The organism is Xanthomonas sp. NCPPB 2922 (assembly GCF_041520885.1).
Taxonomy (GTDB): Bacteria; Pseudomonadota; Gammaproteobacteria; order Xanthomonadales; family Xanthomonadaceae; genus Xanthomonas; species Xanthomonas campestris.
The window spans coordinates 164,266-187,922 of record NZ_JBGOFY010000001.1 but is presented as its reverse complement, the minus strand read 5'-3'; the positions used below and the strand labels follow the sequence as shown (position 1 = coordinate 187,922).

General features: G+C 67.6%; 19 protein-coding genes. 10 read left to right on the top strand and 9 right to left on the bottom strand.

The window, feature by feature from the left end:
• Positions 1-7: 7 nt before the first annotated feature.
• A complete protein-coding gene (locus tag ACD584_RS00760) occupies positions 8-2,503 on the top strand; it encodes a DEAD/DEAH box helicase (protein WP_175611763.1) in 2,496 nt (831 codons plus the stop codon).
• Complete coding sequence (locus ACD584_RS00755; RefSeq protein WP_076037554.1) at positions 2,500-3,993, top strand: ribonuclease H-like domain-containing protein; 1,494 nt, start codon at positions 2,500-2,502, stop codon at positions 3,991-3,993. Before ACD584_RS00760 ends, ACD584_RS00755 begins: the two co-directional genes overlap by 4 nt.
• 165 nt (positions 3,994-4,158) lie before the next feature.
• On the opposite strand, the gene avrBs2 is transcribed toward ACD584_RS00755, so the two are convergent.
• Complete coding sequence (gene avrBs2 / locus ACD584_RS00750) at positions 4,159-6,315, bottom strand: type III secretion system effector avirulence protein AvrBs2 (RefSeq protein WP_076037555.1); 2,157 nt, start codon at positions 6,313-6,315, stop codon at positions 4,159-4,161.
• A gap of 142 nt (positions 6,316-6,457) precedes the next feature.
• The gene (locus ACD584_RS00745) at positions 6,458-7,615 is read right to left on the bottom strand and encodes an ROK family protein (RefSeq protein WP_070689175.1); all 1,158 of its coding nucleotides are present in this window, start codon (positions 7,613-7,615) and stop codon (positions 6,458-6,460) included.
• Positions 7,616-7,720: 105 nt separating this feature from the next.
• Here ACD584_RS00745 and ACD584_RS00740 point away from each other — a divergent pair, with 105 nt between their 5' ends.
• Both ACD584_RS00740 and ACD584_RS00735 read left to right on the top strand, forming a co-directional pair.
• The gene (locus tag ACD584_RS00740; protein ID WP_372357273.1) at positions 7,721-10,384 is read left to right on the top strand and encodes a TonB-dependent receptor; all 2,664 of its coding nucleotides are present in this window, start codon (positions 7,721-7,723) and stop codon (positions 10,382-10,384) included.
• 10 nt (positions 10,385-10,394) lie between these two features.
• Positions 10,395-11,183 carry a DUF1868 domain-containing protein gene (locus tag ACD584_RS00735; RefSeq protein ID WP_011035307.1) on the top strand — a complete coding sequence of 263 codons (789 nt, stop codon included), beginning with the start codon at positions 10,395-10,397 and terminating at the stop codon, positions 11,181-11,183.
• 220 nt (positions 11,184-11,403) lie between these two features.
• Here ACD584_RS00735 and ACD584_RS00730 read toward each other — a convergent pair whose 3' ends face one another.
• The 3 genes from ACD584_RS00730 to ACD584_RS00720 all read right to left on the bottom strand — a co-directional run bounded on the left by ACD584_RS00730 (position 11,404) and on the right by ACD584_RS00720 (position 14,984).
• The gene (locus tag ACD584_RS00730) at positions 11,404-12,534 is read right to left on the bottom strand and encodes a saccharopine dehydrogenase NADP-binding domain-containing protein (protein ID WP_047129831.1); all 1,131 of its coding nucleotides are present in this window, start codon (positions 12,532-12,534) and stop codon (positions 11,404-11,406) included.
• Between the two features lie 210 nt (positions 12,535-12,744).
• Positions 12,745-14,595 carry a M56 family metallopeptidase gene (locus ACD584_RS00725; protein ID WP_076037556.1) on the bottom strand — a complete coding sequence of 617 codons (1,851 nt, stop codon included), beginning with the start codon at positions 14,593-14,595 and terminating at the stop codon, positions 12,745-12,747.
• 2 nt (positions 14,596-14,597) lie between these two features.
• Entirely contained in the window at positions 14,598-14,984 is a 387-nt protein-coding gene (locus tag ACD584_RS00720; protein ID WP_076037557.1) for a BlaI/MecI/CopY family transcriptional regulator, read from the bottom strand.
• Positions 14,985-15,412: 428 nt separating this feature from the next.
• Here ACD584_RS00720 and ACD584_RS00715 point away from each other — a divergent pair, with 428 nt between their 5' ends.
• Positions 15,413-15,814 (top strand): transcriptional regulator, encoded by a 402-nt coding sequence (locus ACD584_RS00715; RefSeq protein WP_228437954.1) that lies wholly within the window; start codon positions 15,413-15,415, stop codon positions 15,812-15,814.
• A 37-nt stretch (positions 15,815-15,851) separates the two neighbouring features.
• Here the strand turns inward: ACD584_RS00715 and ACD584_RS00710 are convergent, their stop codons facing one another.
• On the bottom strand, positions 15,852-16,742 hold the full coding sequence (locus ACD584_RS00710; protein WP_011035301.1) for a LysR family transcriptional regulator: 891 nt from the start codon (positions 16,740-16,742) through the stop codon (positions 15,852-15,854).
• Positions 16,743-16,876: 134 nt separating this feature from the next.
• Between ACD584_RS00710 and ACD584_RS00705 the strand changes: the two genes are divergently transcribed.
• From ACD584_RS00705 to ACD584_RS00695, 3 genes are all read left to right on the top strand, one after another.
• The gene (locus tag ACD584_RS00705) at positions 16,877-17,554 is read left to right on the top strand and encodes a type 1 glutamine amidotransferase domain-containing protein (RefSeq protein ID WP_040940275.1); all 678 of its coding nucleotides are present in this window, start codon (positions 16,877-16,879) and stop codon (positions 17,552-17,554) included.
• A complete protein-coding gene (locus ACD584_RS00700; RefSeq protein WP_076037559.1) occupies positions 17,551-17,856 on the top strand; it encodes an antibiotic biosynthesis monooxygenase family protein in 306 nt (101 codons plus the stop codon). Before ACD584_RS00705 ends, ACD584_RS00700 begins: the two co-directional genes overlap by 4 nt.
• Positions 17,857-18,155: 299 nt before the next feature.
• A complete protein-coding gene (locus ACD584_RS00695; RefSeq protein ID WP_175611764.1) occupies positions 18,156-19,049 on the top strand; it encodes a LysR family transcriptional regulator in 894 nt (297 codons plus the stop codon).
• A gap of 334 nt (positions 19,050-19,383) precedes the next feature.
• On the opposite strand, the gene ACD584_RS00690 is transcribed toward ACD584_RS00695, so the two are convergent.
• The 3 genes from ACD584_RS00690 to ACD584_RS00680 form a co-directional block, all read right to left on the bottom strand.
• The gene (locus ACD584_RS00690) at positions 19,384-19,998 is read right to left on the bottom strand and encodes an FMN-dependent NADH-azoreductase (RefSeq protein WP_076037561.1); all 615 of its coding nucleotides are present in this window, start codon (positions 19,996-19,998) and stop codon (positions 19,384-19,386) included.
• Positions 19,999-20,322: 324 nt separating this feature from the next.
• The gene (locus ACD584_RS00685; protein ID WP_228437955.1) at positions 20,323-20,493 is read right to left on the bottom strand and encodes a hypothetical protein; all 171 of its coding nucleotides are present in this window, start codon (positions 20,491-20,493) and stop codon (positions 20,323-20,325) included.
• Positions 20,490-21,212, bottom strand: coding sequence for a pirin family protein (locus tag ACD584_RS00680; RefSeq protein ID WP_228437956.1), 723 nt, complete (start codon positions 21,210-21,212; stop codon positions 20,490-20,492). The genes ACD584_RS00685 and ACD584_RS00680 overlap by 4 nt, the downstream gene beginning before the upstream one ends.
• 538 nt (positions 21,213-21,750) lie before the next feature.
• Between ACD584_RS00680 and ACD584_RS00675 the strand changes: the two genes are divergently transcribed.
• Positions 21,751-22,095 carry a hypothetical protein gene (locus ACD584_RS00675; protein ID WP_012436881.1) on the top strand — a complete coding sequence of 115 codons (345 nt, stop codon included), beginning with the start codon at positions 21,751-21,753 and terminating at the stop codon, positions 22,093-22,095.
• A 922-nt stretch (positions 22,096-23,017) separates the two neighbouring features.
• The gene (locus tag ACD584_RS00670; protein WP_076037563.1) at positions 23,018-23,596 is read left to right on the top strand and encodes a class I SAM-dependent methyltransferase; all 579 of its coding nucleotides are present in this window, start codon (positions 23,018-23,020) and stop codon (positions 23,594-23,596) included.
• Positions 23,597-23,657 lie beyond the last annotated feature (61 nt).

Here is a 23,657-nt window from a genome sequence, read left to right as displayed (position 1 = left end):
CCGCCGTATGCCTCCGTTTGCCCTCGCTCCCCGCACCGAAACCGCCGAACGCGCCCTGGCCACCACCGATGGCCGGCCCAGCCGCGACGGCGCATTGCTCACCGAGCGCCTGGAGCGGCGCTACCACGACCGCATCACCGGCAGCTTTACCCTGCCCGGGCGCGACGGCCGTTATGCGCCGATTCCCGCCGATGTGCCGGCCGCGCTGGCCGACGCCTTGCGCGCGCGTGGCATCAGCCAGCTCTACAGCCACCAGGCCGATGCCTGGGCGGCCACGCAACGCGGCGACCATGTGGCGATCGTGACGCCCACCGCGTCGGGCAAATCACTGTGCTACACGCTGCCGGTGGTGAGCGCGGCGATGCGCTCCGGGGCCAAGGCGCTGTACCTGTTCCCGACCAAGGCGCTGGCGCAGGACCAGGTGGCTGAGCTGCTGGAGTTGAACCGCGCCGGCGAGCTGGGGGTGAAGGCCTTCACCTTCGACGGCGATACGCCCGGCGATGCGCGCCAGGCGATCCGCCTGCATGGCGACATCGTGGTGAGCAACCCGGACATGCTGCACCAGGCGATCCTGCCGCATCACACCAAGTGGGCGCAGTTCTTCGAGAACCTGCGCTATGTGGTGATCGACGAGATTCACACCTACCGCGGCGTGTTCGGCAGCCATGTCACCAACGTGCTGCGCCGGCTCAAGCGCATCTGCGCGTTCTATGGCGCCAACCCGCAGTTCATCCTGTGCTCGGCCACCATCGGCAACCCGCATGCGCACGCGCAGGCCTTGATCGAAGAACAGGTGCATGCCATCACCGAATCCGGCGCGCCCACCGGTGACAAGCACGTGCTGCTGTGGAACCCGCCGGTAGTCAATGCCGACCTGGGCCTGCGCGCCTCGGCACGCTCGCAGAGCAACCGCATCGCGCGCATCGCCATCAAGAGCGGGCTGAAGACGCTGGTGTTCGCGCAGACGCGGCTGATGGTGGAAGTGCTGACCAAGTATCTCAAGGACATCTTCGACCACGACCCGCGCAAGCCGCCACGCATCCGTGCGTACCGCGGCGGCTACCTGCCCACCGAGCGGCGCGAGGTGGAGCGCGCGATGCGCGCCGGCAATATCGACGGCATCGTGTCCACTTCGGCATTGGAGCTGGGTGTGGATATCGGCGCGTTGGATGTGGTGATCCTCAACGGCTACCCCGGCAGCGTGGCGGCGACCTGGCAGCGCTTCGGCCGCGCCGGGCGCCGCCAGCAACCGGCGCTGGGCGTGCTGGTGGCCAGTTCGCAGCCGCTGGACCAGTACGTGGTGCGGCATCCGGATTTCTTTGCCGATGCCTCGCCCGAGCATGCGCGCATTGCGCCGGACCAGCCGCTGATCCTGTTCGACCACATCCGCTGCGCGGCGTTCGAACTGCCGTTCATTGCCAGCGAGCCGTTCGGGCCGATCGACCCGCTGGTGTTCCTGGAAGCGCTGGCCGAGAGCGAAGTGATCCACCAGGAAGGCGACCGCTGGGAGTGGATCGCCGACAGCTACCCGGCCAATGCGGTGAGCCTGCGCTCGGTGGCCGACGGCAACTTCGTGGTGGTGGACAAGAGCGACGGCAAGCAGCAGATCATCGCCGAGGTGGATTATTCGGCCGCGGCGCTGACCTTGTACGAAGGCGCCATCCACATGGTGCAGAGCACGCCGTACCAGGTGGAGCGGCTGGACTGGGAAGGCCGCAAGGCCTATGTCACGCGCACGCATGTGGACTACTACACCGACAGCATCGACTACACCAAGCTGAAGGTGCTGGACCGCTTCGACGGCGGCGTGGCCGGGCGCGGCGATTCCCACCATGGCGAAGTGCATGTGGTGCGGCGTGTGTCCGGCTACAAGAAGATCCGTTACTACACGCATGAAAACATCGGCTACGGCCCGGTGAACCTGCCCGACCAGGAACTGCACACCACCGCGGTGTGGTGGCAGCTGCCGCAGGCCACCTTGGGCAAGGCATTCGCGTCCAAGCAGGATGCGCTGGATGGGTTTCTCGGCGCGGCGTATGCGTTGCACGTGGTGGCCACGGTGGCGGTGATGGCCGACGCACGCGACCTGCAAAAGGCCGTAGGCAATGGCGACGGCGCGTGGTTTGCGGTGGCCGACCAGACCGGCCGCGGGCAACTGCGCGGTGTGGAAGAAGGCGAGGAAGGCACGGTGGAGTTGCAGCAGGCCTTCGTGCCCACGGTGTATCTGTACGACAACTTCCCTGGCGGGGTGGGCCTGAGCGAGCCGCTGTGGCTGCGCCAGGCCGAGCTGCTGCAGCGCGCCGACGAGTTGGTGCGGCGTTGCGACTGCAGCGCCGGCTGCCCAGCCTGCGTGGGCCCGGTGCTGGCCGCGCATGAGGAAGGCAAGGGCGAGTCGCCCAAGTCATTGGCCTTGACGGTGCTGGCGCTGCTGTTCGATGCGGATGCGCCGTTGCGGCATGCCACCCAGGTGGACGACGACCTGGCGCTGGACGTGCTTGCATGAGCGTGAGTGCGGACCGGTTGCGCTTGTTGCGGCGTCAGGCCGGGCACGCCGATGTGCCGGCGCCGACGGCGGCTGCAGATGGCGCTGCAGCGGATGGTGCGGATGTTTCCGCTGCAGTCGACGTGCAGGCCGATGCATACCCGCTGCGCGCGGCAGGGGTGGCGCGTACCTCGGGTGATGCAGTGGCAGGCAATGCGCACACGCGTGCCGCAGGTGACATGCCTGCGGCGGCGCAGCCAATGCGTGCGCCGGCAGCGCCGGTGCCTGGCAGCGATCCTGGGGTGAGCGCAGAACGTTTGCGCCTGCTGCGCCGCCAGGTCGGCGGGCTGACACCCACGGCGCGCAAGGACGATGCGGTGATGCCGACGCGTGCGCAACGCCAGCCTGCGCCGGGTGCTGCTGCGTCTGGGTCACGCGCTTTGCCGCGCGATGCGGCGGTGCGAAGCGCGCAGCCCGGCAGCGCAGAGGCTGCCGGTGCACGGCGTGCCCAGCCCAGCGCACCGGCCATGACGCGCCGGGCCCTGCAGGCACCGGTTGCTGCAGCGCCTGCGCGCGATAGCTCGGCGTTTGCCTGGGTGGACCACGATGTGCGCCACAAGCCGGCAGGTGCGGCGGCCGATGCGGCAGCGCGCGTGCCGGCGATGCGCGCGACACCGGCTGCATCCATATCCAACCCGCCACCGCAGCGACGCACCGATATCGCCGGCCTGCGCAAGATGATCGGCCTGCGCGAGCGCGCGGTCTCGACGCACGCGCCGGTACGCGCGGCGTCCACCGATCGGCATCTGCCCGGCAACGAGATCGCGCCCGGCCTGCACCTGATCGAAGCGTTCCTGCCGCAGGCGATCCCGCGCCAGGCGCTGTCGCTGGCGTTCGCCAAGCGCGAGGACGCGGTGGACCCGATGGATCTATTGTTCTTCGACACCGAAACCACCGGCCTGGCCGGTGGCACCGGCACGCGCGCCTTCATGATCGGCGTGGCCGATTGGTACACCGACGTTACGCAGGGCAGCGGGCTGCGCGTACGCCAGTTGATGATGTCCACGATGGCGGCCGAAAGCGCGATGCTGGACCTGTTCCGCAGCTGGCTGTCGCCGCAGACGGTGCTGTCCAGCTACAACGGCCGCTGCTACGACGCGCCGCTGTTGAAGACGCGCTACCGGCTGGCGCGCCGCGGCGACCCGATCTCTGCGCTGGATCATGTGGACCTGCTGTTCCCCACCCGGCGCCGCTATCGCGGCACCTGGGAGAACTGCAAGCTGTCCACCATCGAACGGCAGCTGCTGCGCGTGGTGCGCGAAGACGACCTGCCCGGCTCCGAAGCCCCGGCCGCCTGGTTGAGCTACCTGCGCGGCGGCAGCGCGCGCAACCTGCGCCGCGTGGCCGAGCACAATCACCAGGACGTGGTGACCTTGTCGCTGCTGATGCAGCGCCTGGTGGCGGTGGACGCGCAGGACCGTGAAGTGATTCCGATGCTGGAGACGCCGTAGCGCCGGAGCAGGCGCAATGCGGGCGTCCTGGGTGCGCGCGCCAGTGCAGTTTGCCGGCAAAGGCGATGTCCACCGGCAACATTGCAAGGCCCCCCCCCATTGGCGATCCCCTGAGCGGTCAAGCCGCCGGGCCACGCGCGCCGGCGCAGCATCAGTGCGCCGGCATCACTCGCCCGGCTCGATCTGTCTGGCCTGCTCGTTGAGGTAATGGGTGACCGGTGCGCCACGGTACTGATCGGTCAGCCGCCCCAGCGCGTCGGCGCGTGCATCCACCGCCTGCCTGGCGGCAGCATCGTGCGGATGGTCTGCCGAGCGATCCAGCAGCCGGCCTTCGCGCACGGCCGCAACATGCGCCGGGTCGGCGGGCCTGGACGCGGCGCGGAATTCGCTGGTGCGCTGCTCCACGATCGCCGCATCGCGTGCGCTGTCGATGGGGGTCTCTGGCGGCAGGTCCAGTTCCATGCCGGTGTGGCCACGCGCCAGCGTGCGGTTTTCCAGCAGCGCGAGCAGTTCTTCTTCGGGCTGGTCGGTCAGCAGGCTTTCACCGGCGTCGCGAAAGGCGCCGGCGGTGGTGCGCTGGATGCCGAAGGCTTCGCCGCTGAGCTTCTGCATCTCGCCAAAGTTGCGCCAGACGTAATAGTCCTTGTCGTGGTTGGCGCGCGGCAGCGAGAAATCCTCATAGCGGTAGCCGGACGAGAATGCCGCCTGAGCGTAGGACGAGTCCGGCTGGCGCAGGCGCGTGCGTGTCAGCTCCATGGCCTTGCCCGCAGCGCTTTGCTGGTCGGTGGCCACCGCCTCCACGATGACCGGGCGCATCCGGTTCCAGCTTTCCAGCCATTGCACCGCCGTGTCGGCCAGCCCCTCCGGGCCATCGTCCTTGCCCCGGAAAAAATCGCGCAACTGCGCGTCGGCGAGCATGCCCTGGCTGAAGACCGGCACCACGTTGATCTTGGCCAGCAGGCGATCGAGCGCGGCACGGCGGGGCGCGTCCTGCGAGTGCAGCGGATTGATCTGGTAGTGCTTGTACAGATTGGACAGAAACTGATCGAAGCCGCCTGTGTAGTACTTGGCATACAGCTTGATCGCGGCGCCCTGGCGCAGGTCCGGCCGACGCATCAGCAGCATCGCCACCGCCTCGCCGGTGTCTTCCTTGCAATCCAGCGCCACCGACATCGCCTCCGGCTTCTGCAACGCGTGCTCCAGCGCCTGCTCCACGGCGGCAATGCTCTGATCGGTCTTGATGAAGTTGCCGTCGACCGGGTTGCGGATCACCAGCGGCATCTCGCGCAATTGCGCGAACGGTACTTGCGAGACCAATCTGTTCTGCGGGTCGTCGGTCATGCGGCCGATGCTGAAGTCGTGCATCAGCACCGGTACGCCGTCGGCGCTGACTTCGACATCCAGTTCTAGGTTGCGATAGCCGTGTTCGTAAGCGCGATCGATGGCGGCCAGCGAGTTCTCCGGGATGCCGGCGTGGTTGTCGAACAGGCCCCGGTGGACCATCACGTCCTTGCCCAGCGCGCGCGTGCTGGGCGCCTGGAAATACGCATCGTGGACGAGCTCCTTGCGGTGCTTGCGCAGCAGCGCGTCCTTGCCGGCCACCAGATGGTGGTCGTTGGGCTTGAAGAACGCTGCGCCGCCGTCGCGTGCCGGCACCTCGTGGCCGTGGTAGCGCGCGGCCTGCTGCAACTTGCGCCGCGGCTGCGCGGGCGTGGACGCGGCGGGCTTTAGCCAGCCCGGTGTTTCCAACCCATGGGCGCGCAGATCCAGCGCCTTGCGCAATGCCGTGCGCGCGGCATCGCTGAAGGTATCGCCAGGCGCAAACGCGTGGCCCAGATCGAAGACGATGCGGCCCTGCTGCGCATCGACCAGCACCGGGCCGGCCGCTGCACGCGAGTGCTCGGGCAAGCTGGCGGTCATCTCGTCGAACGTGGCGGTGTCCAGATACACCGGCTGCAGCGTTCCGGCGGCAAAGCGTGCCGCGATGCTGTCGGGCTTGGGTGCGGGAGTGGCCTGTGGCAGCTGCTTGGCCAGCGCGCTTTGCGCGGCCTGCAAGGTGATCTGGTGTGCCTGCACTTCGGCCAGGCGCTGCTCGGAGAACTCGCCGTCCAGCGCCACCAATGCCTGCTTGCCGGTCATCGCGCTGTCGTCCAATGGCACCAGCGGCGGTAGCACGGCGGCCTGGCGACGCGGGCGTGCGCGCAATGGCGGGTTGCCGCCTGGCGGGTGCGGCACCTCCATCGGGGTGATCGCGCTGGTGTGCGCCGGTGTGGCCAGCGCGGTGGTGGGCGTGGCGGCGGGTTGCAAGGGAGCAATACGCATGAGGACCTCAAGAGCACTGCGGGCGGCCAGTAAACCGCTTGGCAGATGACAATGCGCAACCGAGGCGAACTATGCCGCCGCGATGCGAAACGATGCCCCGCCGCAATGCCGGCGCGCTACGCCGGCTGGTCCATCGCCTGCGCTAGAACAGCGTTTCCTTGAACGGCAGCATGGCCGCGCCCAGCACCGTGGCGTGTGCCTGCACCTGCCCGACCAGCAATGCCGGATACGGCGATGCGACGCCCCGCCGTGGCGCCGGCTCGAAGGCGACCCGGGCGATCAGCCGCTGCGCAAGATCTGCCGGCAGGCGCGCGCCGAAGACGATGACGCGCGGGTCGATCAACGCGATGATCGCCGCCACCGCCAGGGTCACGGTGGGTTGCACCGCATCCAGCCAGGCCTTGATCTGCGGCCATGCCGGATCGTAGTGCTGCAGCATGGTGTGCAGGTCCGGCAGCGCATGGCCATCGGCGACCAGCGCCTGGCGCAGGCTTTCCAGCGTGGGCCGCGCGCTGCCGGTGATGGCCGAGATGCGCCCCAGTTCGCCCACGTTGCCGTGCGCGCCGCGGTGCACGCTGCCGGCGGCGATCACGCCTGCGGCAAACCCGTCGGCGATGGTCAGATAGACCAGATCCGGCGATTGGCGGCCGACCCCGTACAAGGCTTCGGCCAGGGCGGCGCAATGGGCGTCGTTGTCCATCCAGACCGGCAACTGCAGGCGTTCGGCGATGAAGCGGTCCAGCTCGACCTGCATCCATTCGGCGGCCAGCGTGAGCGGCGGATTGACCCGCGTGCCATCGCCGATGCGCGGGCCGGTCATGCTGACGCCCACCCCGAACAGCCGCTGCCGGTCGACACCGGCCGCCTGCAGCAACTGCTCCACCAGGTGCGGCAACTGCGCCGCGACCAGGTCCAGCGTCAGCGGGAACGCCGTGAGCTGGCGCATGCCGCGCACCTGCCCGGCGAAGTCGATCAGCACCACCGCGATGCCATCGACCATCAACGAGACCCCCACGCTGAATGCATAGTCGGGCACCAGACTCAGCTCGACGCTGGGTTGACCGCGCCCCCGCCGCAACGACGGGCCGAGCTGGAGCAGGCCATGTGCGACCAGCGGGTCGATGATGCCCTTGGTGCCGGGGACGCTGAGCCCGCTGGCACGCGGCAGATCCGCACGCGCCAGCTGGCCGGCACTACGGATCAGATCCAGCAGCGCGCGCTCGCTGGAACCGGCGGCCTGGCCGTCGCTACGACGGCGGTAATGCGAACGAATGGCCGCGTGGGCGAAGAAGGAAGACATGGAAGGCAAAAGAACCGGTGGTGTCACATAAGCTTAAATTAAGCAGATTAATTTAATCGGCTTGCGGCCACCACGTTGGGGCTGCCCGACAGTGCGGATCGTGCCATGCGTCTGTTTCATCGCTCTCCCTCTGGCTTCCGGTATCTGCCCGGCCCTGCCTGCATCGCGCAGCGTCGCACATTGTCGCTTGCGCTGGGCATGGCCGTTTCGGGCTGGATGCACGCGCCGGCGCAGGCCGCCGAGGCGCCCGCCGATGCCTCGCCGCAGACCCTGGATGCGGTGCAGGTGCGCACCTCGTTCCAGTCGCAGAACACCCGCGCCATCGCCACCAAACAGGCCGCGCCCACCGTCGTGGACTCAGTCGCCGCCGACAGCATCGGGCAGCTGGCGGACTTCAATGTGGGCGATGCGCTGCGCCGGGTCACCGGCGTCAGCACCGTGGAGTACCAGGGCGAGCCGCGCTACGTGACGGTGCGCGGCCTCAACGGCAACTACAACAGCATGCTGATCGACGGCTTTGCCTTTGCCAGCAACGACATCGGCAGCCGCCAGGCGATGATGGATGTGCTGCCGGCCAACTTTGTCGACCGCATCGATGTGGTGAAGTCGTTCCTGCCGGAAAACGATGGCGGCGCGATCGGCGGCGTCACCAACCTGGTCACCGCCACCGGCTTCGGCCGCCCGGACGGCCTGCTTACCTTCTCGGCCAAGGGCGGCGCCAACCTGATGGGCAGCCGCTACGGCGGCCGCTCACCGGTTGGCGAAGGCGATCTGAAATGGGGCAAGCGCTTCGGTCGCGACGGGCAGTTCGCCTTCCTGGGCGCTGCCAGCCAATGGCGGCGCGAGATCTCGGTGCCGCAGCAGGAAAACGGCGGCGGCTTGAACTGGTACGCCGCCGACGGCACGCGCGACCCGGTGCCCTACGGCGGCACCGGCGCTGCGGTGCCCAGCGAACGGCGCTGGTACAACTACGCCAACACCCGCGAACGGCGCGGCCTGACCGCACGCGTGGACTGGCAGCCGGAAGGTCCGCTCAGCGGCCATGTGTCCGGCTACAGCTTCCGCCAGCGTGAGGCCTCGGACCGCAATACCCAGAACGCCCAGGTGCAGAACAGCGCACGCCTGACCCGCACTGGCGCGCAGAGCGGCACGCTCGACAACCTCAATCAATACGTCGAACTGGGGCAGTTGCGATGGAAGCGCGCGCTGACGGGCATCAATGGCGAGCTGCTGGCCGAGTTGCCGGCGCAGTGGCGCGCCGCGCTGCGCGCGAGCACCTCGCGCGCCACAGTGGACAACCCGCAGACCTGGGACCGCTTCCAGCAAAATCGCCTGGCGTACGGGTTCGACTGGAGCGGCACGCTGCCCGCTTTCACGCCCCTGGACCCGGCCCTGGCCGACGACCCGGCGCGCTACCCCAACGCCTATCACCAGCAGGAGCGCACCGGCTACGCCGAACGGGTCGGCGACCTGCAGCTGGAGCTGCGGCGCAACATGGACGAGGACAGCCGCGGGCTGGGGCTGGCCGTGGGCGCGCGGCAGGTCCGCACGCATATGCGCACCACTGTGCAGCGCACCACCTGGAACGGCCTGCCCGACCCATTGGCCGACGTGCTGGGCCGCCCGACCTGCGCCCTGGGCTGCAACAGCGAGATGATGACCATCGACCCGGCATTGGCCGACGCACGCTGGGATGCCCTGGCTGGCCAGGCGCGCGGGGTGGTGGACACCACCGCGCAGAACAGCGGCAGCTATGGGGTCGACGAACAGGTGCGCGCCGGCTTTGCCCAGGCGCAATGGCGCGGCGAGCGCTGGCTGCTGGCTGGCGGCATCCGTCTGGAACAGACACGCTTTGCCAGCGCCGGCCAGCAGCTGAGCGGAACCACCTGGACACCGGTCAACGCGGTGCGCACCTACCGCAACTGGTTGCCATCGCTCAGCGGGCAACTGCAGACCAGCGCCAACGGCACGCTGCGCGTTGGCGTCTCGCGCTCGATCGGGCGCCCGCGCCTGGACCAGATGGCCTTGAACGGCGGCGTGCTCACGCTGGGCAGCACACCGCCCACGCTCAACCAGGGCAACCCGGACCTGCAGCCGCGCCGCTCGCAGAACCTGGACCTTGGCCATGACTGGAGCTTTGACGACGGCGGCAGCCTGCTGTCGGTCGCGCTGTTCCACAAGACCATCGACGATGAAATCTTCCGTTACGGCCAGATGGACAGCATCGACGGTGAGCAGGTGCTGGTCACCCAGCCGCGCAATGTGGACCGGCCGGTGCGCCTGCGCGGCGCCGAGCTGGGGGCCATCAAGGAGCTGGGGCCGTGGCTGCCTGCGCTGGCCGGCTTGTCGGTGACCGCCAATGTCACGTTCCTGGACGTGGACTACCCGGTGGTGCTCGGCGATGGCACCCGCACCACCCTGGACGTGCTGCCGCAGCAGCCCAAACAGTTGTGGAATCTGACCCTGAATTACGCCCGTGGGCCGCTGCGCGCCACGCTGGCCTGGAGCCGCACCGGCGAGCTGTGGGATGACCGCTTTCCCAATTACAGCAGCCTGCAGGAGTTCTATCGCAACCGTTACCAGCAACCGCTGGACCGCATCGATCTGAAACTGGGCTGGGACGTGTCCCCGGCAGTGTCGCTGAGCCTGGACGTGCTCAACCTGGCTGGCCAGGGCTACCAATACCGCATCGGCCGCGATCAGGAGTATGTGCAATCGGCCTGGAAGATGGCCCCCACCGTGATGGTCGGCGTCAACGTCAAACTTTGAGGAGCTAAGCATGTCGTCATGTCTGGATACCACCTTCAGCCGCCGTCGCCTGCTCACCGGCGCCGCCGGCGCCTCGTTGCTGGCAACCGCACTACCCTCGCTTGCCGGTGCAGCGCCGCCTGCGGATGTGGGCCGCAAGTTCCTGCGCTCCAGGCGGCCGATGCCGTTTGCCGGCAACACGTTTGTCGGCCATCTCGAGCAGCAGGGCGATGGCTACGCCAGCTTCGACCGGGTGCTGGACATCTACCGCGAGCTGCCCGAGCACGGCTTTGCCAACAAGCTCGCCGTGCTGCCGCCCAGCAGCTATCACGTGACCTTGCTGGGCGGGGTCAATGAAACCGACCGCGCGCACGGGCCGTGGCCGAGCGATCTGGCGCGCGATGCGGCGCTGGCCGACATCAACGCCAGCTTCCTGTCGCGGTTGCAGCAGCGCAACACCACGCCGCTGGGGGCGTGCCGGTTTGTGGTCGACCCCACCGCGGCCATGACCGGCAGCAACGACAATCTGCTGATTCCGTTGCTGCCTGCCGATGCGGCCACCGCGCAGCGGCTGGAGACGGCGCGCAAGGGCCTGATGGCGCTGACGCTGCTGCAGCGCCCGGACTACAGCCACTACCGGTTCCACATCTCGCTGGCCTATCTGTGCGAAACGCTCGATGCCGACGAACAGGCGGACTACCACGCTGCGGTGGGCGTGTGGCTGAAGCGCCTGGCTGCCGCCGGCCCAATCACTGTGCCGCGTTTCCACTTCTGCACGTTCAACGACATGTATGCGTTTCGTACGCTCCGCGAGGTGTGAAGTTGAGTGCGTATGGCCATCTGTTGTGCGTGTAACGACACCTGCTGCGGCGCTGCAAGCTGATCATTGGCCGTGTGTATGGACGCGCAGCGCTGTAAAGCCCCTCTCCCCTCGGGAGAGGGGCTCTACTCCCTGGCACGTTGGTTGTGACGTACTGGCGTTAGGTGTTGCGCACAGTGTGGTGATTCGTACGTCTGCAGCGCTCGTGCACAGCGTGTCCTCAGACACGCACGTCCGACACCTCGGTCACCATCTGCCACGCTGCAAACTCCTGCTCGAATTCGGCCAGCGTCAACAAGCCCATGCAGGCATGCGCGCCGATCGGTAACGCCTGCCCTGCGGCAAGCTTGCGCACCAGCAGGATTGCGGCGAAGCAGGGAATCTCCGGGCCGTGCAGCATCGCGGCGGTGAGGTCCCACTGCAGTCGCAGCGGCCTGGGATCGCCGATCCGGGGATGGCTTGTGCCACGCAGCTCCACGCGCATGCCACCGAGGTCGGTGCCGAAGCGATCAAACCAGCGTGCCGCACGTGCAAACACCTCGGCCAGGCGCGCCATCGGCAATGGCACGCCGTGCTGACGCAGCCAGGCGACACCGGCCAGGCAGCGCTGCAGGAACGGCACCTCCAACGCTGCGCGAAACTGCACGCTCTGCACGCCTGGATAGCGCGGTGGCAGCAGATCGTGATCGGGCACATCGCAGGGCGACGCAAGCCGCGGCGCGAGCTGGGCGAACTGCACGCGCGTGGGTCTGGCCCAGCCCACCACCGTTTGCCAGCGGCCCTCATGCAGCCATGCGAACGGCGTGCCGCAGTACGACAACACCGCACGCACGGTGGCCAGGCCAAGCGGTGTGCCTTGCGCGGGTGCGATGACGATGCGGATGTCATGCAACGCCGAAAAACGCGGGAGCAAGGCATCGATGACCGCGCTCGACAGCGCGGGCAAGGTGCTGGCGCCGCTGATGGCCACACGCTGCGCTTGCCTTGCCGCTGCATCAACTGCCGCGGGGAAATCGCGGACGAACGCGCGGCCGTCGGCCAGGTCGATGTAGTGCATGCCGGCCTGCAGGCAGGTGTGCGCCACGGCGTAATCCTGGCCCTGGAACGGGCCTGCGGTGTGCACCACCGCATCGGCGGCAGTGGCCGCCAGTTGCGCGGCAAAATCGCTTGCGTCGATATCCAGGCGACAGCATGCAATGCGACCGGGCGCGACATCCGGCCACCTGGCCGCCACATCGCCGGGATGCCGCCCGGCCGCGATCACCTGCAGTTGCGCCGTCGCCGCCAGCGCCCGCACGATGCGCGCGCCGAAATGCCCGAAGCCCCCCAACACCACCACCCGGTACGTCATTGTCTGCTCACCGTCTGCGCCTGTTGCACAGTATCGGCGAGCAACGGGGTCACCGAGTCACCAGCGCTGTCTGTCGCCCGCCGCGCATGCCTGCACGGCGCGTGCGGCGCCGAGCCAGTTTGACGCCAGTCACTGCCTCCGCCGAGATGGCGCCAGCTGCTCGCCGTCTGCGCGTGCTGCACAGTCCCGACGAGCAACGGCTTGCGACGATCAGCCCTCGATCTGTGTGGCCAGCCCCTGTGCGATCGCCTCGCGCATGATGCGTTGGGCTTCCTTGTCGGCGCGCACGCTGGCAGCGGCCTGCTGGCTGGCCAGATCTGCCTGCTCGGTGGCGAGCGCCGCCTGCTGCCTGGCCAGCGCCTGCATCCGCTGTTGGACGCCGCTGCGCTGCATGGCCTGTTCGGCCTGACGTACTGCGCGTTCTGCTTCCCGCGCCGCACGCTCGGCGGCCTGCTGTGCGCGCGCGTCGGTGTCGGGCAAGGATGCATTGACGTGCTTTGCGGCCGCGTCGGCAGCACGTGCACCCAGCTCACCCATCTGCGCACCCAACTCACCCTGCTGCTCGCCGAGCTCGCCCTGGCGCTCGCCCAGCGCGCCCTGCGCCTGGCCCAGTTTGGTGACTGGCGCATACACCGCATTCAAGCGCTTGAAGGTGTCGGGATCGCGCACGACGTATTGCTTGCCATCCTTGCGGAACCACATCAGCTGACCATCCTTGCCGGCCAGACGACGCACATGCTTGAGATCGTCCACCGAGCCATTCATGACGCTGTCGTTGCCCTGCAGCAGCACGTAGGCATCGCGGTCGGGGTCATGCGACAGGTTGATCTGGCCGTGCGTGGAGGTGGTGGTGAAGGTCTGGCTGGTAGATGACGCCGCTGCAGCCGGTGCGGCCGCGTTTGCCGGTGCGGCGGTTGCTGCCGCAGTTGCCGGTGCGGCTGCAGCGGCGGCAGTGGCCGGTGCCGCTGTGCTGGACACGCCGGCAGCGGGTTTGGCCGGTGTGGCCGCTGATGCGGCAGCAACAGCCGGCGCGGCGGGCATCGCCACCAGGCGCAGCGGCAGCACGCCGGTGATGGCCACCGCGCCCAGGATCAGGGCCGCGCCAAACCGCGGGAACGAGGTTGGGTTCTGCAACATGAGCAATCTCCGTTTGAGGCTGAGGAAGGACGGCGAGGCGCTGGCCACGCCGCCGTGCGGGCGCGGTGCCACGCCCAGTTGCAGCAAGAGCCGGCCATAGTCGTGGCGGCAATGACGGTGGCCTGCGACCACCGCGGCATCGCAGGCGGCCTCGCGGGCGGTGGCGTATTCGCGCGCGGCCAGATGCACCAGCGGATGGAAGAAGAACAGGTGCTGGGCCAGCGACGGCAACAAGCCCCACCACAGATCGCGCCGACGCAGATGGATCAGTTCGTGGGTCAGCGCCATATCCAGATCGTCGTCGGCCATGTGCGGCAGGCGTGCGGCGGGCAGCAGCAAGACCGGGCGCCAGGGACCGATCAACTGCGGCGAGGCGATCTGCTGCGACAGACGTATTTCCGGCGGCTGCGACAGGCCATGCGCTTCTGCTGCCATGCGCAGTGCGGCGACCAGGGCACGATCGGTGCACGGTGCGGCAGCGCGTACCAGGGCGCGGCTGCGTCGGTATGCGCGCACTGTGCCGAGCGCCATCACTGCAACGCCGGCAACCCACAATGCGGCCAGCCACAGCGCCCAGGACGGACCGCTTGCACCCTGCAGCACGTCTGCCGCGCCCGCACTGGCGACCGCGCTGGCGCCGGATGCAGTGGCATTGGCATTGGCCATCACCATCGGCGCCAGGCTATTGCCGGCAATCAAGGCAGGCGTGGGCGTGGCTGCGGGCAACACCGGCAACTGCAGCGGCGCGTTCCACAGCAGGCCGATCACCGCCTGCACTCCCACCAGCCACCACAGCCAGGTCTGCGTGGTGGCCGGCAGCCGCCGCACGCCGCGGCACAGCGCCCACACCGCCAACGCCAGCACGGCGGTCTGCACGCTGGTGGCACCCAGTCTCCAAAGCAAGGCTTCGATCATTGGCGACATGCTCAATCCTCCTTGCGCTGCGACTGCAGCTTGGCGACCAGGGCTTCGAGCTCGGCCAGCTCGCTGTCGCTGACCTCGGCGCGCTGCGACATCCACGCCACGAACGGCGACACCGAGCCCTGCAAGGTCTTTTCCACGAACTGCCCCACCGCCCCGCGCACCACATCGTCCTGGCCAGCGGTGGCGCTGTAGCGGTACATCCCTTCGACCTGCTTGCGCCGCAGGAACCCCTTGGTGCGCAGCCGCTCCATCATGGTCAGCACGGTCGAGCGCGCCAGCCCACGCGGCTCGCCGAACGCCGCAGCCACCTCACCGACACTGGCGTGCCGCTGTTCCTCGATGTGTTGCAGCAGGGCCAGCTCCTGGTCCCCAATGGTCTTGCCGCGCATGCCCGACTCCCTGACTACAGTTGTCGCTACGCTAGGCCTGACCACACCTGTAGTCAATAGGTCGGATGGCAGGGTGCCGTTGGTGGGCTTGGGCAGGAGGTGACAGCAAGGTCGACCGGCGTTGCTGTGCGCGAGCCTGCGGGCGTGAGTGGCGCAACGACTGCTCAGTGGCAGTGCAAAACGACTGCTACGGTCTTAAGTTCCGCTAGCCTCGGCCAATACGGCTGGATGGGCGAGTACAAGTCACGCGCGAGTCAAAGATGCCCTGCAGCGTGCGCGCGCGAAAGAAACCACGGGTTCGATGCCTGCCTGTTTTGCAAAGGCTCTCTAACTGGAAGGCACTATTTGCTACATCCACTGCGGGCTTGCTGCGTTGCCCGCGTGCAAATATTCATCAGGTCAGCGCTTCACCACCGCGCTGTCGGCGGATGTTCCCTGCCACCGTTCAATTTTGGGACACCTCGCTTGAGCCAAAGCAGGCCGTGGAGCTTGCGCTGCGCCGTTCGGCCAGGATGCAGTGCGAACGCGGCCATCCCAAGGGCTGCATGGTGACGCTTGGCGTCATGAGCACGCCGTCGCCGGAGTTCTCCGCGCTCTCTGCCCCGCTGACGCGCTCGCGTGCGCACACACGCGCCGGCATCCGCGCGTGCGTGGACCGCGCCATCGCCAATGGAAGCCTAGCAGCGGGTCTCGACGCGGCCGCGCTGACGTGCGTGTTCGACAGCTTCATGCTCGGGCTATCCACGCTCGCCAGGGACGGCAAAACCTTCAAGGCGATGGATGCGGCCATTACGCAACTCATGCACCTGTGGGACATGCACGCCCGCTAGCGGGCTCCTTGGCGCACGGCGTTTTTTCCGCTAGCCACTACCAGCCACCCTCGCGCGCCACCTCCAGCAGAAAGTCGCGCAGCAATCGGGCGCTGGGGCCGATCTTTTTCGAATGCACCAGGTAGATCTCCAGCGGTGCGGTCTGTGCCTGCGGCAGCACCTGCACCAGTTCGCCTGCGGCCAGCGGGGCGGCGGCATCGTAGCCGGGCAGGCGCGCGATGCCTTCGCCGGCAAGCACGAAGGCCAGCCGTGACACCGCACTGTCGGTGACGATGTCGCCCTGCACCGGGATGTCGATGCGTTCGCCGTCGATCTGAATCTGCGTCTGCCGCTGGCTGGGTGGATAGATCACCCAGCGGTGTTCCTTGAGTGCAGCGGCCGTGGTGGGCATGCCGTAGCGCTTTACATACGCCGGTGACGCGCACAGCAAGGTGGCTTCACGCACCAATGGCCGCGCGTACAGCGTGGAATCCGGCAGCGGGCCGGCACGCACCGCCAGATCCACGCCCTGCTGCACCAGATCCACGTTGGCATCGCCCATCGCGATGTGCAGGCGGATCGCCGGGTAGCGGCGGCGAAAGGCCAGCAGCGCGGGCAGGATGCGTTTGTTGCCGAAATGGTGCGAGCAGGTGAGCCGCACTTCGCCCTGCGGTTCGGCGCGCAACAGCTCCATGCCGCGCAAGCCGTCCGAGGCTTCGTCGAGCAAGCGCTCGCAATGCACGCGAAACGCCTCGCCCGCCGGGGTCAGGCTGAAGCTGCGCGTGCTGCGGTACGCCAACGGCACGCCCAGGCGCGCTTCCAACGCGCCCACGTGATGGCTGACCACTGCGCGGGTCAGCGCAAGTTCGCGCGCGGCCGCGGCGAAACTGCCACAGCGGACCACCGTGGCGAAGATCGCCATGGCGCGCAGTTCGTCCAGCAGAGCCATGGCAGCCTCAAGTGCATTTGTCTTATTGAATTTTACAATCTGTCAGCCGCTCGCTGTCTACTGCCAGCACTGCACGCCTTCTATCGTCTCTCCACCGGCTGCTGCCGGACTCAACCACCCTCAAGGAGAGCGCAATGCACATCAAGCATGTCTTGTTCGTACTGACAAACGCCGGCCAGATCGGTCCCCATCAGCGCCCCACCGGCTACTTCTTCCCGGAAGTGGCGCACCCGGTCGAGGTGCTGGAGCAGGCTGGCATCGCGATCGAATTCGCCTCGCCTGCCGGTGGCGCGGCACCGGAGGATGGCTACGACGCGTCTGATGCGGCGCAGCTGGCGTTTCGCCACAGCAAGGCCTTCGGCCGCATGGCGCATAGCCGCAAGTTGTCCGAAGTGGACGTGCGCAATTACGACGCGGTGTTCGTGCCTGGCGGGCTGGGCCCGATGGTGGACGTCAGCGGGAACTGCGATGTGCAGGCGTTGATCAAGCAGGCGTGGGAAGCCGACATGCTGGTCGCCGCCGTCTGCCACGGCCCGTCCGCGCTGCTGGGCATCACGCTGGACGATGGCACCGCGTTGGTCCAGGGCCGCCGCGTCACCGGTTTTTCCACCGCCGAGGAGGACGGCTACGCGCGCGCCGATGTGCCGTTCGACCTTGAATCCGCTTTGCGCGCGGAAGGCGCGCTGTACGCCGCCGGCGCAGACTGGCAGCCGCATGTAGTGGTGGACGGCAAGCTGATCACCGGCCAGAACCCCGCCTCTGCCGGCCCGCTTGCGCACGCACTGGTGGCCGCACTGCAGGTGCAGGCATGAGCGCGCCGGCCCGCCCCATCGTGGTGGTGGCGCGCTGGAGCGTGCCTGCCAGCGCGCGCGCCACATTGCTGGCGCTGCTGCCAGAGCTGCAGCGGCACTCGCTGCAGGAACCAGGTTGTCTCGGTTACGAGGTGCTGCATGCACCGCAGGCGCCGGAGTGCATCGTGCTGATCGAGCGGTACCGCGACAGCGCTGCCATCGAAGCGCACCGCAGCAGCACGCACTACCGCAGCCTGGTGGTCGAACGCATCGTGCCGCTGCTGAGCAGCCGGCAGGTGGATCTGCTGGAGACGCTCGACTGAGCCGTTGTCATGCGGGCTGTCAGGGATGATGGCCCGTGGCTTTTGTAGGAGCGCGCTTGCGCGCGAGGGGGCGTTCCCGAGAAGGCTTCATCGCGCGCAAGTGCGCTCCTACTCGGCATTGCGCGCTCCGTGCTCGACGTTGGCACTTACGCGTAATTGGCTGTTTGCTTGCCTGCACACCGGTTCAACCGCATCCATGCAGGGACGCGTCGGGCCTGATCAGCGCCTGCCGTCCGACGCACAACACCTGATCCCCGGCGCGCTTAAACTCACCGCAGACCGACAAAGGTGTGCCTGCCGTGATCGACCTCAATGACATTGCGCTGTATGTGCAGGTCGTGCGTAGCGGCAGTTTTGCCGAGGCCGCGCGCCGGCTGGGCACCGCGCCCAATAGCGTGAGCCGGCGCGTGCAGCAGCTCGAAGCGCAGCTGGATACGCGGCTGATGCAGCGCTCCACCCGCAAGCTCACCCTGACCGATGCCGGGCAGGCGTTTTACGAACGTTGCGCCGATGCGGTGGACGGGCTGACCGATGCCGGGCAATCGCTGATGGCCGGTGGCGAGGAGGTCGCTGGCCTGGTGCGGGTGGCAGCGCCGGCGGATTTCCTGGATTTCTTTCGGGTCGAATGGGTGGCCGACTTCCTGGCCGCGCATCCGCGCGTGCGCCTGGAATTCTTGCTCAGCGATGCGCGTGCGGATCTGATTGCCGAGCGCATCGACGTGGCATTTCGCGCCGGCATCCTGGCCGACTCCAGTTACGTGGGGCGGCCGATCCTAGCCGACAACCGCGATGTACTGGTGGCAAGCCCAGGCTATCTGCAGGCACGTGGCAGGCCGCTGCGCCTGGATGAGCTGCCGCAGCACGATTGCCTGGGCATTCCGCATCCCAGCGGGCACGTCAGCTGGACGCTGGTAGGTCCGTCCGGGCTTGCCGAAACAGTGCAGGTGCCCACCCGTTTTGCCGCAAATACAGCGCGCGCGCTACGCTTGGCGGCCGTGGCCGGGCTGGGAATCGCCTTGTTGCCGCAGGCACTGACCTGGCCGGATGTGGCCGAAGGCCGCCTGGTCACGGTGTTGCCGGATTTCCAGCGCAAAGGCCAGGGCGTGCATGCGCTGTATCCCAGCCGGCGGCATCAGCCGCGCGCGGTGACGGCGTTTATCGAGGCGGTCAGCGCGCGCTTGAATGCGATGTAGCGCGGTGCGCGGGCATTGGTTGAGTGGGTGATCGATGATTTCCTGCGCGCGTTTGCGACCAAGAGCGCTAACAAAACGTAGCGAGCAACCGTCAGACGCGCGCAGGGAACCGGAGTGTACGGTTACTTGCCGATTCCGATCGCCAGCCACGCCCGCGGCGCAATCGTGTTGATCGCTGCGCCAAGGCGTACGCAAGTGGTGTCTGTACCGCTTTCCACAACACACGTCGAGCGATGCAATCGCTCGATGTGTCTGCCTGAAGATCACGCCGGCGCAGTGATACCTCACCGCGCCAACCGGTTGCTGCGAGCGGCATGCAACCGCCCGCACCGGATCACACCGGCAATGCGTCGATCTGGGCCTGCGCAGCGGCCATGCCGGAGGCGCGTGCCTCCGGGCCCAGGGCCAGGCCTTCGGCAACCACCACTTCCGGTTGATGCAGACCAACGAATCCCAGCGCGGCGCGCATGTAGGTTTCCGCATGCTCCAGTGCCGCCGTCGGCGAGCCTTCGCCATACCGCCCACCGCGCGCCACCGCCAGGATCACCCGCTTGTTGCCGGCCAGCCCTTCGAGCGCGCCTTCGGCGGTGTAGCGGAAGGTCTTGCCGGCCACCAGCACGCGGTCGATCCACGCCTTGAGCTGGGTGGAGATGGTGAAGTTGTACAGCGCCACGCCGATCACCACGGTGTCGGCATCCAGGAATTCCTGCAGCACCTGCGCACCCAGTGCCAGGTCGTTGGCCAGCTCCGGTGTCTGGTCGCCGGTGGGGTTTTGCGCGGCCGCCAGATGTGCGCCGGACAGGTGGCCGATCGGGTTGGCCGCCAGGTCGCGGTAGGTGTACTGCAGCGCCGGATCGGCGGCCTGCAACTTGGCCACGATGCTGGCGGTGAGTTGGCGGCTGGCGGAATAGTCGCCCAGGATGCTGGAATCGAGATGGAGCAGTTTCATGGTGATGTCTCTGATGGAAGTGATGGAAAGTGATGCGCGGGGTGCGGCAACGCACGAAGGCGTTGCTGCGGTGGTCTGGCGGTGAGTCATGGAGCGCTGTGCACACGCGTGGTGGTCACAGCGCCCTGTTGAAAGCGGAGAACAGCGCAAGCTGCAGCGCGTCAGGCCGTGGCTACATCGTGCGAAGACGCATCTGCACTGCAGCGCACGGCTGAGATGCGTGGCGTGGCGCAATTCCTGCGGGCAATGGCATCAGCGCGTTGCGCTGCTCCGTCCTGGGTGCAGCGCAGTGATCGGCGGCACGCATGCCGCCGATCGCGTTGCTCAACCCAGGCGCCCCTGGCTGCGCAGCTGCGCGCCGATGCGGCGGATCTCCGCTTCGCCCTGGGCCAGGCTGGCCGCGTTGGTGTGCACCGAGTAATGGCCCATCACCAGATCATGCGGATGCTTGACCGCCGAGCCGAGCACGAAGGTGGTCGGGCCAACCGCAGTCACCTCGATCGCCTGCTCGCCGTCCTTGAACACCGCAATGTGCCCGCTGGCGATGGTTTCGGCCGCCTCCAGCTGCCCACCGTGCACCGCGATCCAGGCCACGTCGTGGCTGGCCGGCGGCACGTAGCGCCAACGCTCGCCGTCGGCCAGCTGCACGCGGAGGTAGGCATGTCGGCCGGTGCCGGGATCAGGCTCTGCGCCTGGCCATAGCGCCCCAGCAACACCCGCGCAGGGCCCACGCTGGGCACCTGCTCGGGCGACAGATACAGGCTTTGCGCCGGGGCGTTCTCCTCGGCGGCCGGCAGCGCCACCCAGAGCTGGAAACCCACCGCCGACGCGCCGCCCACCGGCATGCCGTCGTGCCAGACACCGTTGCCGGCGCGCATCCACTCCACTCCGCCGCTGGGCAGGGTGCCGTGCTTGCCGGTGCTGTCTTCGTAGCCCACCTCGCCCTCCATCAGGTAAGTCAGCGTGGCGATACCCGAATGCGGATGCATGCCCATCGGCGCCCCGCCAACGGTCGGCTTGACGGTGAACAGGTCCAGGAACACGAACGGCTTGACCAGCTGGCCCAGGTCGCCCGGGCTCATGAGCCGGGTGATCGGGCCGCGGCGGGTGCCACTGGTACGGAACACCACCGGGCGCGGCCGGGCGGTGGACGGCACGGGCGGCGCGCCCTGCGACGGAGTATCGGCGTGGAAGGAGGCCAGTTGTGCGTTCATGTCGGTTCCCCTTGGGGTGTCGGTGGAGCGGTCTGCTCCGGTGGGGAAAGACTAGGCGCCGCCACATTGATCGACTAGACGGAAGATTTGGAGTGGAGTCGTCCACTGTTCGAAGTAATCGACTGGTTGCTGGCAGTGGCCAGCCGGCTTGGCTCTGAGCCGCCTAGATCGCAGCGCGCGTTGCGTCACTGCCTGCTGCGCGGCACATAGCGTAGGCATCTGTTGCAGTACGGTAGGGCCTTCGTGACGCTGGCTGCTGATAGCTGATGGCCGCCTCGCACCAACTGGAGCGGACAGCGGCAACGTATATGCGTCCGTCCGCGTTGCAAAGGAGGCTTGATCGTGCTGACCGCTGACTACTGATCGCGGCACGCTCCTCCAACTGGCTGTGACAGCAGCACATGCGAACCCGATGCCCCAACCAGCGCGCGACATCCGCTCAACGCTTCGCCACACGCGTCGCAAGCACCCGCGTCTTCATCCGATCCCCACAGCGCGGCCTTCACGCTTGCGGCCATTCTTCCCGCTGGAGATCGCCATGGTCCGCACCCTCGCCCCGCTTGCCGCCGTCCTGCTGCTGTCGGCGTGCAGCACCAACCAGGTTGCGCAGGTGCAGCCGATTGATGGCGTGATCTCCGGCCAGTGCCATACCGATAAGGTGCGCGGTGCCGTTGGTCTGGCCGCCGCGGCGCAGACTGTAGAACGCGCCCGCGTGGACAGCGACAGCCTGCAGGTCAGCGTGCGCCGCGGCGAGCGCAGCACCGGCGGCACCACCGCCAGTGGCCTGGCCGACCCGGCCCAAGGCGCAAGCGAAACTGGTGGCGATCACCTCACCATCGAGACCGGCCCGAACGACAACATCACCGCCATCTATTGCGGCTGAGTAGTGCCGCGCGCTTTGGCGCGCCGTCGCCGCCTGGCGTCTCGCCAGCGCGGCGCATTCGCATACGTCTGCTGGGCGCCGATGGCATTGGATAAAGCCATGCGGCACAACGCGCGGACCATACGCATGGCGCATCGGTCCGAATTGCCTTGAAGCCACGCCGATGCGAGCAGGTTGCGGCCCTGCAGTTCGCCTGATGCCGATACGTTGAAGTGCTCTCCAAACGACCGTCGCGCACAGCAACGCTGTGCCACACGATCCGACAGACGAAAATTGGCGCAGCGCCAGCAAGGCTGGGCGGCGGCATCGGCGAGCGGTGGCATCCGCATGCGCGCAAGACGGCGTGTCGCCCAACATGAGCAAGGTCTGGCTGCGAGCCGTTGTGGCAGCCGCTTGGCTCTTCCCGGTGTCTCCGGCAGCCACCCGACCCTTTCCGATGGTCCCGATCGTTGCCGGTCACTAACGCATCGCGACGGTATGCAAAGCCACACAATGCCTACGCACATGCACATGCGACCGTGCGACGTCGCCGGCTGAGCTGTCGTCTAGTTGGCAGCAGCTGTCTTCTGCTGCCATCCACACTGCACATCCTTGCATGACCGAGCGTTCGCATCGCCCCGCAGTGCCCGTTGCCGCTCGCTCTGAAGCCCTGTCAGCAACCGCGCACAGTGCAGCGCCGTGACCAATGCGCGGATGCATTTCGCGACGTTGCTACTCCACAAAGACATCGCGCGCGCACTGAACGCACGCACCACCGCAAACACCCGCCCAGCCACAAACGGTTGAAAACATCCCACCGCCCGCGACAGACTGCCGGCGGACTCATCCTTGCGTGGATGCCTTGCGCGGCGTGCTGGCACACTGCATCCACAAGGTAGGCGGCAGGTGCCTGAGCCAGACTCTGCAACCGGTGTGAGGATTGATGGCGCGTTCGTACAGGACTTCATTTTTTCGCGAATGGATCACTGCGCCCGCATCGGTTGCGGCGATCCTTCCCTCCGGGCGCGCGCTGGCCGCGGTCATCACCTCCGAGCTCTCGCATACCACCGAGCGTGTGCTCGAACTCGGCCCCGGCACCGGTGTGTTCACCGAAGCGATGCTCGACAGGGGCGTGCAGGAAAACAACCTGGTGCTGCTGGAGTACAACGCGGCGTTTTCCGCATTGCTCAAACAGCGGTTTCCCCGTGCCAACCTGCTGCAGATGGATGTGACCGGCCTGGAAGCACTGCCGCGCATCGACGGCGGGCGCATGGATGCGGTGATCTGTGGCCTGGGCTTGCTGACCATGCCCATGCACCAGGTGGCGGCGATCGTGCGCGGTGCCTTCCTGCATCTCAAGGATGATGGCCGGATGTATCTGTTTACCTACGGATTGAAGTGCTCGGTGCCCGACTGCATTCTCGACCAGCTCGATCTGGAGGCGGTCAAGATCGGGCGCACGTATCGCAACCTGCCGCCGGCCACCACCTACCGCCTGCAGCGCCGTTCGTACGCCTGCTGATTCGCGCAAGCGGGTCGCGCACCGCGCGCACAACAGGTCGCGCGACAAACGCACAAGGCAC